Genomic DNA, 12,577 nt, shown 5'->3' with positions numbered 1-12,577 from the left:
ATAAATCCACACCAAAAAGTATAGAGCCAAAATATGAAGACGCTACAACTTTTCGATAGTTACATTAATATTTAAGAAATTTATGCCAGTTAAACAGTTAAAAAATTTTTTTATTTTCCAAAATTCATTTCATATTCATTTTATATAGTTGTGTTAAAGTTAAGCTATCAAATATGAAAGGATGTTTTATATGAAAAAAAGCATTAAAACAAAATTATTAATTGCATCATTATTAAGTAGTAATTTAGTGGCACTTCCACTATATCCTGTGAATGCAGAAGAAATGGATAATACTGAAATGACAGAGGAAATGGACGAAATGAATGAGTCAGATTCATCTGATACTACCATGGACGAAAACATGGAAGAAACGATGGAAGGCAGTATGGAAGAAACGATGGAAGAGAACATGGAAGGCGGTATGGAAGAAACAACAGAACCGTCTGTGACGACGAAAGAAGAACATGTAGAAGAAAAAGATCCGATTCCAACAGATAAAGAAGAATTAAAAAAATTAATCAAAGATTATGGTACTAAGATAACTGTTAAAGATTTACAAATGAACGTATATGAATTAGGTGCGGAACATAAAGGTGAATCTAAAACATTAGTCTTCATGCCAGGTTTAGGTGAAGCTTCTCAACCTTTAACACATAAAAACTTATTGGATGCCTTAGCTAAAAAATATCATATTTTAGTAGTTGAACCATTTGGTTATGGGTTATCTGATGTAAGTAATGAAGAGCGTACAGTAGAAAACATTGCCGAAGAGTTACATAGTGCATTAGAACAAATGGATGTTAAAGAATATTATTTAGTGGCACATTCATTATCTGGTTTATATGCTTTAAAATATTCACAAATGTATCAAGATGAAGTCTTAGGTGTGATTGGTATGGATACGAGTACCCCTATGATGAATGGCTTTATGGAAATGCAACACGAAGAAGCACCAATTGATGACAGCGGTCAAGCAACAGATTTACCTGAGATTCCTGATGTCGACGATGATGTGAATCTTCAATATCAATACATTGCACAATTAAACTTAAATAATGCCGATGTAGTGGATGAGAGTGCTCGTTCAAATCAAGTTTTAAATGATTTCAAAGATGAAAAAATTCCTTCAGGCATCCCAGCATTATACTTGTTAGCTCAAGATTCTTATGAAGACATCGAAATGCGTCGTGAATTTATGGATAAAATTACGGAAGATTGGGAAATGCAACATAAATTATTATCTGAAAACCCAGACGAAGTTGAAACTCACATTTTAGAAGGGGATCACTTAATTTATATGACGCAATATGAAGAAATGGCACGATTAATTGATGAATTTATCAATAATCATAACTAGGAGATAATCGATGAAAAAGAGTTTTATCGTACTGATTTGCTTGTTAATGGCAAATATAGTCTACACAACTGAGGCTTTAGCTGGTGAAGTCAATTTACTTGAAAAGTATCCCGTTAACACACCACTGTTTACTCAAGGATTAGAACTCAATCAAGACAATGAATTAATTTTAGGAACGGGTTTACAAGGACAATCAAAAATAGGAAAGTTTAACTTAGAAACTGGGGAATTAGAAGATGCCCAACTATTGCCAAATAATTATTTTGGTGAGGGCTTAACCCATACTGAAAACTTTTTATGGCAATTGACCTGGAAGGAAAAATTAGTTCTTAAACGTGATCCTAAAACATTTGAAATATTAGAAGAAATCCCAATGGAAACAGAAGGATGGGGACTTTGTTATGATTCAGAAAACAAAGTACTATGGCGTTCTGATGGATCAAGCACTTTATATAAACACGATCCAAATACCTTTGAATTATTAGACAAAGTCAAAATTATGAATGGTAAATTATCAGCTTCAAAATTAAATGAATTAGAATACTATAATGGATATATTTATGCGAATCGACTCTATCGCGATGAAATTGTTAAGATTGATCCGAAGGAAGACAAGGTGGTCGATCAATATGATGTCCGCTCCATTATCGATGAGACAATGGATGAAGAGCAAATCGCAAGTATTGATACTTTAAATGGCATTGCGCATATTAAGGATAATGAATTTTATATTACCGGGAAATTATATCCTTATATCTATAAAGTAACTTTAGATTAAAACGTTAATAAATGATAAAGAGGGGATATTTTGAATATACAAAAGAATGCGTGGGCTTATATTACCCGCAAGAAACACCGAACATTGATAATTTTTCTAATATTGATGTTTATTTTAACAAGTTTATTTACTTGTTTAACCATACTAAATGCGAGTCATCAAATTGAAAATAATGTTTTTAAAATTTCAAACTCCTCTTTATCGATAACTAAAAATGATAGTTCTTCATTTGCGATGAAAGATTTCGAACAGTTAAAGAGTATTAAGGAAATAGAGGTCATTAATCCTGAATATCAAAGTCTGGCTAAATTAGTGGATCACCAAGTCATTGAAGGGGAACAACAAATTTTCCGTGAAGAGATGCCGGAACAATTATCCAATGTGGTCGATGTTCAAGCAACCAATGATTCCCAACGTGACTTGTTATTTTCAAGCGGGGTCTTTACCCTCGTCGAGGGGCAACCGATTCAAGCGGACAGTCAGCATAATGTACTCGTGCATCAAGAATTTGCCGATAAAAATGGCTTAAAATTGAATGATACCATTCGTTTTCAGTTAGTCGATAACGAAACCTTAAAAGTACATGAAACGATGGAATATACTATTAGCGGTATTTTCACAGGTAAAAAGCAAGAGAGTTATACGGGATTAAGTTCAGATTTTAGTGAGAACACGTTTTTTGTCGATTATCAAACGACTCAGGACCAATTGGGACTCAATAAAGATCAAACGATCACGAATAAACTAACCCTCCATACCGATTCAGTTGAAAATTTAGAATCAGCTCATGAAAAAATCAAAAATTTACCAATTGATTGGTCTAAATATGAAGTCGAAAAAAATGACAAAGCATTCCAAAAGACACTCACTGCCTTGAAAAGCATGCAACAAATTATTGAAATTGTGACCAATGCCATGATTTTAGGTGGCTTAACAGTTCTTTCCTTAATCCTAATCTTATGGCTAAGAGAAAGGATCTATGAAATAGGCATTTTCTTATCCATCGGTATGAGTAAAAAAGTCATTATTTCACAGTTTATCTTGGAATTACTGATGGTTTCAGTACCAGCGGCGTTGGTTTCCTTTATCGTTGGACTGCAGCTAAATAAATTTTACTTAACCGACTTTTTTAATTCGATTACAAATGAAAGTATCGGCAATCAAATGTTGCCGATTGAGAATATGCGTGATAATTTAACACACTTTGGTATTGCGTATGGCTTATTACTGGTCATTATTCTCTTAGCCGTTATTGTATCTTGTTCGATCATTTTATTAAAAAAACCGAAGACCATCTTATCAGAAATTAGTTAGGAGTTAACAATGAAAATACTTGAATTAAAAAACGTTACTTATCAATATAAAAAAAGCAATGAACAAGTCTTATCTTTAGTGAACCAATCATTTGAGACTGGCAAGTTTTATGCGATTGTCGGAAAATCAGGTGCTGGTAAATCAACCCTCCTGTCTCTATTAGCAGGCCTAGACACACCAAGAAGTGGGCAAATATTATTTAAAGATCAAGATATTGCCAAAAATGGTTATAGTTATCATCGCAAGCATAATATTTCGCTAGTCTTCCAAAATTATAACTTAATCGATTATTTAAGTCCGATGGAGAATTTAAAATTAGTTAATCCTGAAGCGACCAAAGAGAGTTTATTGGAATTAGGCTTAGAGGAAAGCCAAATTAACCGTAATGTTTTAAAACTGTCAGGTGGTCAACAACAAAGAGTGGCGGTAGCACGAGCTTTGGTATCGAAAGCACCGATTATTTTAGCAGACGAACCAACAGGTAATTTAGACAAGGACACTGCGACTGAGATTATTGACATTTTAAAGGATATTGCGAAACAAAAAGGTAAATGCGTAATTGTCGTTACACATAGTAGTGAAGTAGCAGAAGCTGCCGATATTGTTTTAGAATTGAAAAACAAACAATTGGTCCCAGTTAAGAATAAGGGGGATCAATAATGTTTAAAAATGCGATTGCCTATGTAACTAGAAAAAGCTTAAAATCATTCATCATCTTTTTAGTCATATTAGTAATGGCTTCCATCGGTTTAATGAGTGTTTCCATCAAACAATCAACTAATGAAATGGTCAGTTCGACCTTTGGTAATATTAATAGTAGTTTCTTAATGGAAATTAACCGCCAAGTCAATTTTGGGACACCTCGTGGTGGTGGAAATGTGAAAGGCGAAGACATTAAGAAAATTTCTGAGACAGAAGTCGTAGATTCATTTGTGAAGCGAATTAACAGTGTTGCCGACTTAGTTGATTATGAGCTAATCGAAACACCTTATACAGAACAAAACCAAAGAGAAAACTTTAAAAATGCTGTGATGATTACCGGTGTCAATAATTCTGAAAAAGAAACCAAATTCGTTTCAGGTGCCTTCAATTTAATCGAAGGTAGTCATTTAAATGATCAAGATAAAAATAAAGTGTTAATCCATAAAGATTTAGCGCAAAAAAATAATTTAAAGATTGGCGATAAAATCAAACTAAAATCTAATCTTTATGATGCTGACAATGTCAAACAAGCTGACGAAACAGTGGAAGTCGAAATCAAAGGGATATTTGATGGCCATAATAAAGGCGGTGTCGTAGCCTCTCAAGAGTTATACGAAAACAACATTATCTCGGATATTGATACCGCAGCTAAAGTATATGGTTATACGGAAGATACCGCTGTTTATCAAGATGCAACCTTTTTCGTAAAAGGTAACATCAACGTGGATCAAGTCATCAAAACATTATCGAAGTTAGACATCGATTGGCGACAATATAATTTAATCAAGAGTACTGCTAATTACCCAGCTTTACAATTATCGATTTCGAAAATCTTTGCGATTACCAACCAATTATTAATCGGTTCATTAGTGTTTGCGGGTATTATTATCACCTTATTATTAACCCTTTGGATGAATGCTCGTAAAAAAGAAATTGCGATCATGTTATCAATCGGTAGAACGAAAGGACAAATCTTCTGCCAACACTTATTGGAGATGATTCTGATTAGTGTACCAGCCATGTTAGGGGCTTACTTGTTAACAAATAAAATCGGAACACGGATTAGTAATCTTATCTTAGATAGAATTAACAATAATATCTTAAATGAAATCGCAGAAAAAGCGGCTTCAAGTCAATTAGGCGCTGGAGCAGAAACAGAAGGCTTTACTAAAACCATTTCTGATCTTTCGATTCATGTTGATTTACAATCATTATTATTAGTAGGTAGTTTCATTATGGTAGTATTAGTCATATCACTCTTTATTTCTTCATATCAAACCATAAGAAAAAATCCTCGTGAATTATTAATCGATACTAAATAAATTTTAAGTGGATATTGGATAGGACAAAGATTTTATCAATATCCACTTTATTATGTTTCTATATAGTAGGCAACATAGACCTAAAGTAGAGAAGGTAAACAATATTTTGTTGACAAGATGTGAGGCTAGTTTTAGTTAACTATTATGCTGTCAGTCAGTGTTTGGCTGTTTGTATGTGAGAAGCTACCAGTTAATCCATATGTTATCGGTAATTGTTTGGGTAATGGGAGAGACTATTTAAATTTAGTTTTTCTAATGGCAAAAAGTTAAACAGTTGAAAAGCGTAGTATGTGTAGGAGAAAATTCTAGCCTAATGCTCAATCAAAATTTTAAATGAATGACTACCAAACGTTGTTCTACCTTTGATATAATAAGGAAAGAGAAGTAAGCGACAGTCAGATGTTTGAAAGAATTGTTGCATTGTTTAAGTAGACAATTATTCTTGTCGCTTAGACACGTTAGAACTTTTATTAGATAGCGTACTGGGGAATGTGTGATGATAGCTTGACAATGCGTATTACAATTGAGTATTGATTTCACAACAATGATTGGAGGATTATATGAAAATATTGATAGTTGAAGACGATCAAATGATTCGTGAAGGGGTTAGTGAATATTTAAGAGAATATAATTATTCAGTCATTGAAGCTAAAGATGGTGCCGAAGCACTGTCAAAATTTAATGCTGAAATTAATTTAATTATTTTAGACATTCAGTTACCTATCATTAACGGGATTGATGTTTTAAAAGAAATTCGCAAAAAGTCAGATTTACCGGTCATCATGCTGACGGCATTTGGCGATGAAGATTATACCTGTCGCATACCCACTTTAAAATATTAATAGATAGTGTATTAGGGTTGAGTGATGATAGCTTAAGAATACCTGTTACCAAAAAGTAGTTATGTCACAACAATTAATGGAGGATTATATGAAAATATTGATAGTTGAAGACGATCAAATGATTCGTGAAGGAGTTAGTGAATATTTAAAAGAATATAATTATTCGGTCATTGAAGCCAAAGATGGTGCGGAAGCACTGTCAAAATTTAATGCTGACATCGATTTGATTATTTTAGACATTCAGTTGCCGATCATTAATGGGATTGATGTTTTGAAAGAAATTCGCAAAAAATCAGATTTACCGGTGATTATGTTGACAGCTTTCGGTGATGAAGACTATAAAATCGATGCGTTTACAAATTTTGCGGATGGTTACATTCAAAAGCCATTTTCATTACCGGTATTAAAAGTTCGTATTGAAACCCTTTTGAAAAAATATTATGGGACGACTGATCAGTTTGTTTACAAGGATGTAGAGGTTAATTTTTTAAATTATACCGCCAAGTTAAAGGGTGAAATCATTGACTTGAAAGCGAAGGAATTGGAAGTCTTGAAATATTTATCCAGCAATGAAGGACGGGTAGTAACCCGAAGTCAAATATTAGATAATGTGTGGAAAGATACGGATGAGATACCATTTGATCGTGTGATTGATGTCTATATTAAAGAGTTGCGCAAGAAATTACAGTTAGATTGCATTGTGACGGTGCGTAATGTTGGTTATAAATTGGAGAGACAATGAAAAAATTAAAAATATTACCTAAAATGTTTATTCAAATCTTTTCGGTGCTAGTGCTTTTTATTATGATTATTCACCTTCTAGTCTTCTTTATGTTTCCAAAATCATACTTAGAAACACGCAAACATGAATTGACAGTTAAGGCAAATGAAATAGCAGAACATTTAGACGGCAAAGATTTAAATTATATTACTCAGTCATTAGAATTTTTCTCAAGTAGTAACGATATCAAGGCTTTTATTAACAAAGGAATGAATACGAATGAACTGGCGATAGATGAGGGCATTGATGTTAATTTAAACAGCAATACCAACTCATTAATTGTCGAAGAACGGGCCATTCATTCCAATAGCGGTAGTGAATTGATGATTAACTTTGTCTCAACAGCTGATATGTTAAATGAAGCCAAATCTATCAGTTTTAAATTTTTGCCACTGAGCTTAATATTTTCAATTGCAGTCTCGATCATCATTGCCTTTATTTATGCCAAAATGATTAAGCACAATGTAAGTGAAATAAAAGATGTAACCGATCAAATGATGCAACTGGATCGACAGGCGTATTTAAAGGTAAATAGTGGGGATGAAATCGCAGAATTAAAATTACAAATTAATGAATTATACCGGTCATTGTTAAGTTCAATCGATGACATCGAAGTGAAAAATAAAGAAATCATCAAACTAGAACAGATGAAGTATGACTTTTTAAGAGGTTCTTCGCATGAACTGAAAACTCCCTTATCACGGATGAAAATTATTTTAGAAAACATGAAATATAATATTGGCAAATACAAGGATCGTGATTTGTATATCGATAAATGTTTGGATATTACTAATGAGTTAACTTATAATATTTCACAAATTTTAACTTTTTCATCTCTAGAATATTTAAAGGATGATGAGGAATGGATTACCATTAAGTCGGTGTTAGATATGGTCTTAGTAAAATATGATGAATTAGCCATGCGCAATCATTTAACTTTTAACAGTACCGTTCAATCAGAACAACTATTAATTGGTAAAAAAGCACTCAATTTGGTCTTATCCAATTTAATTAGTAATGCGGTCAAATATTCAGAACCGAATACTGTCATCTCAATTGATGTCAAAAACGACTGGTTGTGTGTCGCCAATGTGACACATTCTGAAGTTGATTTAAAACCGTTAATGGACATAAAATTTGATTTGAATAAAGAAGATAGTCATGGTTTAGGCTTATATATCATCAAAACCTTACTCAAAAATTATGGAATTGACTATGCAGTCGAAAATAATGAGCGAATGTTTGTCTTTAAAATAAAATTGATGAGTAGAGGCTAGCTATAAACTCGATAAATTTAATCAAACTATTGTTCGTTATTTAAAAGCGCTAAGGTTGATTGGCTTCAAACTGCGTCTTAAGCGCAGTGGTTGAGTGGTCTCAACCTGCGTCTTAAAGACTTGTTTGAGGCCTACTCAACTGTGCGGGGGTGGCCAACGAAGCGATAATTATTCAATTTTCTACTTCTGGTCTACTCCAAACTATGCGGGGGTGGTCCTACAAAGTGAAAATCAATCGATTTTCTACTTCTGGTCCACTCCCTTATTAAACGAACCTTCCTAAATAACTGATTAGTTGGTTATTTATACTCTGGTTTTAATAAATCCACCAAAGTTTCTTCGTTGCCATGTTTTCCAATATATCTTTCGTATTGTATTAATGATGTTATGAGTTTATCTATATTTTTAAAATAAGCCATAACATAATGATATGATTTAACTTCTTTCATTTTAAGGATATTTTTACAATATTCACTCGCTTTATCTTCGATTTTTTTCTTGAATAATTATCAAAGTGTCCTTCAGCAATAATGATTAATATTTCTATTTCTGGTTTCGTAATTATATTATGAATGATTAATTTACCTTCAAAAATCTTTTGATTTTTTTACTCAAATTAAATTTTTCATTTTTTGAATCAATTATGCGGTACACATTAATAGTTGCCTTAAAACTGAAGCCTAAATGCTTATTAACAAATTGGTCAGCACTTCTAGTACGTATCGGACCTTCATTTAATAAACTTTCATCATTTTCTATAATAAGGCAATTGTTCATTAATAAAAGTTCGATAATAGCTTCTTCTGCAGAACCTTCACAAAGAATGGCATTTTTTATCATCGCTATACCTACCTTTTAAAAATGACGTTTTAAATAGTGAGTAAGCTTCATCTTCGCTTCATAGTCAGGCGCAGTATTTTCTAAAACACCTTTAATAAACTGGTCACTGCGAGCAACATCATTTCTTTTTAATGATGCTGATAGTTTTTCGACATTAATTTTTACTTGTTTTTTTACAATAAAAATTGCATCATTACGATCGAGCATATCTAATAATTCAGCATAATGGGTGGTATAAATCAATATAGCACCATTAGTATTGACTTTTCTGTCTAAAAAGAATTTTATTAAAGTTGCGGCAATTTCACGATTAAAGTGATTCTCTAATTCATCGATAATTAACACGCCTCCTTTTTCTAGGACGACTAGCATTTCCATAAATAAGCTCATCCCTTTTACTGTACCTGAGGACAATACAGTATGGATGTCCGTAACGGAATTCAATTTAACTATACGATCTTGATTTTTAAAATGAATTTCTACACCAATCTCATTACTATCTTGTTTTGAGATAAAGTTAATTTTTTCGATTGAAGGATCTAGAAATTTTATGATTTCTTCAGGAATAGAATCATAACCACTAAAAAAATTAAAATTGGTAAACTTTACCATGTCTTTAAAGTAAAGGCTTTGATAGTCATTTTTTTTATAAAATACATTCATCATTGAGACATCTTGGCTAAGACCTAGATAGACATCTTCATTGTTACGTTCATGTTTTTTTAAATAGCTTCCTTTTTCAAAGTTGAATATATCTTTCTTCGTTCTAATACCCGTTGTTTTTTTAACAGTTAAGTATTCTTCCTCAATAATGTACTTGATTTGACCGTCCAATTCATCTCTTTTCCGACTGACTGTTGTTTCTAAACGGTTAAGAGTAGGTTTTTGATTAAGATTTTCATAAAAATAAATCACAAAAGTAATCGTTTGACCTAAGTCTAAATTTAAAATATTATCTGTTGGCAAAAATGAAATTCTGTAATTGATCGGTTGTGCTTGCAGTAAATTCAAAGTGAATGAAATCGTATTGAGTAATTGTGTTTTACCTGAAGCGTTCAGACCGGTAAAAGTGTAAGTATAATTTAGATAGTAATTATTGAATAAATTTAATAACTCATGTTTTTCATCTGTAGTCACTCTTGCATCTAATAAAAAGTTTACTTCCACTTTCTCTTCGAATAAAGGGTGGTTGAGAATATCTATTTTAATCACTTTCATACGAATTCCTCCTTTTTATATACCTATGGTATCATAATCACCACTAAATAACAACGATTAATTACAATAAAACGTAATTATCTGTTCGTTTTAGGATTGTTCTTGTCTTATATGAAACTTAATATCAAAAAAGATTAGCTCAGTTTTTTTGTAACAGGGGTAAGTTACGTGCAACAAATTGGGTAATCTTATTGTAAATTTTAAGAGTAGTGGTAAGCACTGTTTGATTTTCACAAAGTAAGGCATCTTTTTCGAATGTATTTTTATTGCACTTTATAAATAAAACTTATAATTTTTTCTTAAACCAATTGAAACAAGCCTTCAATTATGTTAGAATAAGTTCATAAATTCACAATTGGAGGAAGAGAAATGAATTTAAGAAAATGGGCGATTGGCCTTATATCAACAGCGTTATTAAGCGCACCTATTACAACAACATTAGCTGAGGAAGCCGACACAACGTCAGGAGCTTCACAAACATCAGAATGGTATGCAGATCCTGCAACCTTAAAGGAATCCTATGATATTGTAATCATTGGTGCTGGTGGTGGAGGGATGGCAGCAGCAATTACCGCACAAGAAGCAGGTGCTGATGTCGCAATCTTTGAGAAGATGCCGATTGCTGGTGGGAATACTTCTAAATCTTCAGGAGGAATGAACGCTTCTGAAACTAAATTCCAAAAAGAACAAGGAATTGAAGATTCAAATGATTTATTCTATGAGGATACATTAGAAGGTGGTAAAGGGACTAACGATCCAGAATTATTACGTTATATGGTGGATCATTCAGCAGAAGCGATTGACTGGTTAGATTCAATCGGGATTACTTTAAACAACATTACTTTCTCTGGTGGTGCTTCAGTTAAACGTATCCACCGTCCAGAAGATGGATCAGCTGTCGGTGGTTATTTAGTCGAAGGTTTATTAAGAAATATTCACGAAAAAGAAATTCCATTATTTGTTAACTCAGAAGTAACCAAAATTAATGAAACAGATGGTAGAGTATCTGGTGTGAATGTAACGGTTGAAGGAGAAGAAAAAACGATTAACGCGAAAGCGGTGATTATCGCAACCGGTGGTTTTGGTGGTAACTTAGAAATGGTTTCTGAAATCAAACCAGAATTAGAAGGATTTGTGACGACCAACCATGAAGGCGCAACCGGTGACGGTATCCGTATGGCTGAAGAATTAGGAGCAGCAGTGGTGGATATGGATCAAATTCAAATTCACCCAACCGTTGAACAATCGACTTCATACTTAGTAACCGAATCTGTACGTGGTGATGGCGGTATCTTAGTTAACCAACAAGGTGAACGTTTCACTGACGAATTATTAACTCGTGATAAAGTTTCCGCAAACATTATTGCCTTACCTGAAAAATATGCCTATATCATTGCAGACCAAAGATTAAAAGAATCTGTCACAGCGATTAACCAATACGAAGAAAAAGGAATTGTAACCAAAGCTGAAACAATTGAAGAATTAGCTGAAAAATTAGAAATTCCTGCTGAAAACTTAAAAGCTACTTTAGACACTTGGAATGAAGCTGTTAAAAACCAAGAAGATAAAGACTTTGGAAGAACAACAGGTATGGAATATGACTTATTTCATGCGCCATACTACGCAATCAAAATTGCACCAGGAATTCACCATACAATGGGTGGGTTAAAAATCGACACTGAAACTCATGTATTACGTGAAGATGGAACCGCAATTGAAGGATTATTTGGTGCTGGTGAAGTAACCGGTCAAGTTCACGGATCTAACCGTATCGGTGGTAACGCAGTTGCTGACATCATCGTATTCGGACGCCAGGCAGGTAACATCGCAAGCGAATATGTAAAACAATAATTGACCATTGAATAAGCCTCTTTCTACGACTACTGATTAATTTCAGTGGTCGTTTTTTTAGCATGAAGCGTGCTAATACTAGTACTCTCTAATGTTATTTAGTAGGAAAAAATTTATGATCGTAATAATGATTAATTAAAAAGAATTGCTATAACTCCGATAACATTATTGTATTTCTTAATAGACATCTTGTTTTTTTATGAAACTTTGTCATTCAGAAACTATTAATTTTCTTATAGTATGAATAAGTATGGGAGTGGGCAAGAAGTAGAAAATTAAATGATTTTCGCTTCGT

At 32.9% G+C, this 12,577-nt stretch carries 10 protein-coding genes and 1 pseudogene; 9 read left to right on the top strand and 2 right to left on the bottom strand.

Going from position 1 to position 12,577, the window contains the following annotated elements:
- The first annotated feature begins 190 nt into the window (after positions 1-190).
- From HMPREF2811_RS10670 to HMPREF2811_RS10635, 8 genes and pseudogenes are all read left to right on the top strand, one after another.
- Positions 191-1,357 carry an alpha/beta fold hydrolase gene (locus HMPREF2811_RS10670; RefSeq protein ID WP_071409306.1) on the top strand — a complete coding sequence of 389 codons (1,167 nt, stop codon included), beginning with the start codon at positions 191-193 and terminating at the stop codon, positions 1,355-1,357.
- A 10-nt stretch (positions 1,358-1,367) separates the two neighbouring features.
- Complete coding sequence (locus tag HMPREF2811_RS10665) at positions 1,368-2,135, top strand: glutaminyl-peptide cyclotransferase (RefSeq protein WP_071409305.1); 768 nt, start codon at positions 1,368-1,370, stop codon at positions 2,133-2,135.
- 30 nt (positions 2,136-2,165) lie between these two features.
- Positions 2,166-3,449, top strand: coding sequence for an ABC transporter permease (locus HMPREF2811_RS10660; protein WP_084802139.1), 1,284 nt, complete (start codon positions 2,166-2,168; stop codon positions 3,447-3,449).
- A 9-nt stretch (positions 3,450-3,458) separates the two neighbouring features.
- On the top strand, positions 3,459-4,109 hold the full coding sequence (locus HMPREF2811_RS10655; protein WP_071409304.1) for an ABC transporter ATP-binding protein: 651 nt from the start codon (positions 3,459-3,461) through the stop codon (positions 4,107-4,109).
- Positions 4,109-5,473, top strand: coding sequence for an ABC transporter permease (locus tag HMPREF2811_RS10650; protein WP_071409303.1), 1,365 nt, complete (start codon positions 4,109-4,111; stop codon positions 5,471-5,473). The genes HMPREF2811_RS10655 and HMPREF2811_RS10650 overlap by 1 nt, the downstream gene beginning before the upstream one ends.
- A gap of 560 nt (positions 5,474-6,033) precedes the next feature.
- Positions 6,034-6,285 (top strand): annotated as a pseudogene (locus HMPREF2811_RS10645) (response regulator); the annotation flags it as partial.
- Between the two features lie 118 nt (positions 6,286-6,403).
- Positions 6,404-7,057: a response regulator transcription factor gene (locus tag HMPREF2811_RS10640; RefSeq protein ID WP_071409302.1), complete on the top strand. Its 654-nt coding sequence runs from the start codon at positions 6,404-6,406 to the stop codon at positions 7,055-7,057.
- The gene (locus tag HMPREF2811_RS10635; protein ID WP_071409301.1) at positions 7,054-8,373 is read left to right on the top strand and encodes a sensor histidine kinase; all 1,320 of its coding nucleotides are present in this window, start codon (positions 7,054-7,056) and stop codon (positions 8,371-8,373) included. Before HMPREF2811_RS10640 ends, HMPREF2811_RS10635 begins: the two co-directional genes overlap by 4 nt.
- Positions 8,374-8,949: 576 nt before the next feature.
- On the opposite strand, the gene HMPREF2811_RS10630 is transcribed toward HMPREF2811_RS10635, so the two are convergent.
- Both HMPREF2811_RS10630 and HMPREF2811_RS10625 read right to left on the bottom strand, forming a co-directional pair.
- Positions 8,950-9,213 (bottom strand): hypothetical protein, encoded by a 264-nt coding sequence (locus HMPREF2811_RS10630; RefSeq protein WP_071409300.1) that lies wholly within the window; start codon positions 9,211-9,213, stop codon positions 8,950-8,952.
- A 15-nt stretch (positions 9,214-9,228) separates the two neighbouring features.
- On the bottom strand, positions 9,229-10,431 hold the full coding sequence (locus HMPREF2811_RS10625) for an AAA family ATPase (RefSeq protein ID WP_071409299.1): 1,203 nt from the start codon (positions 10,429-10,431) through the stop codon (positions 9,229-9,231).
- A gap of 369 nt (positions 10,432-10,800) precedes the next feature.
- Between HMPREF2811_RS10625 and HMPREF2811_RS10620 the strand changes: the two genes are divergently transcribed.
- On the top strand, positions 10,801-12,282 hold the full coding sequence (locus tag HMPREF2811_RS10620; protein WP_071409298.1) for a flavocytochrome c: 1,482 nt from the start codon (positions 10,801-10,803) through the stop codon (positions 12,280-12,282).
- Positions 12,283-12,577 lie beyond the last annotated feature (295 nt).

Origin of the sequence: Globicatella sp. HMSC072A10 (genome assembly GCF_001811625.1) — a bacterium.
GTDB classification, from domain to species: Bacteria; Bacillota; Bacilli; order Lactobacillales; family Aerococcaceae; genus Globicatella; species Globicatella sanguinis.
This window is presented reverse-complemented; position numbering and strand designations above follow the sequence as displayed.

Excerpts from the sequence above, each read along its gene's own strand:
- HMPREF2811_RS10665 (WP_071409305.1), top strand. The coding sequence starts at position 1,368 with ATGAAAAAGAGTTTTATCGTACTGATTTGCTTGTTAATGGCAAATATA.
- HMPREF2811_RS10640 (WP_071409302.1), top strand. The coding sequence starts at position 6,404 with ATGAAAATATTGATAGTTGAAGACGATCAAATGATTCGTGAAGGAGTT.
- HMPREF2811_RS10620 (WP_071409298.1), top strand. The coding sequence starts at position 10,801 with ATGAATTTAAGAAAATGGGCGATTGGCCTTATATCAACAGCGTTATTA.
- HMPREF2811_RS10670 (WP_071409306.1), top strand. The coding sequence starts at position 191 with ATGAAAAAAAGCATTAAAACAAAATTATTAATTGCATCATTATTAAGT.
- HMPREF2811_RS10655 (WP_071409304.1), top strand. The coding sequence starts at position 3,459 with ATGAAAATACTTGAATTAAAAAACGTTACTTATCAATATAAAAAAAGC.
- HMPREF2811_RS10650 (WP_071409303.1), top strand. The coding sequence starts at position 4,109 with ATGTTTAAAAATGCGATTGCCTATGTAACTAGAAAAAGCTTAAAATCA.
- HMPREF2811_RS10625 (WP_071409299.1), bottom strand. The coding sequence starts at position 10,431 with ATGAAAGTGATTAAAATAGATATTCTCAACCACCCTTTATTCGAAGAG.
- HMPREF2811_RS10630 (WP_071409300.1), bottom strand. The coding sequence starts at position 9,213 with ATGATAAAAAATGCCATTCTTTGTGAAGGTTCTGCAGAAGAAGCTATT.
- HMPREF2811_RS10635 (WP_071409301.1), top strand. The coding sequence starts at position 7,054 with ATGAAAAAATTAAAAATATTACCTAAAATGTTTATTCAAATCTTTTCG.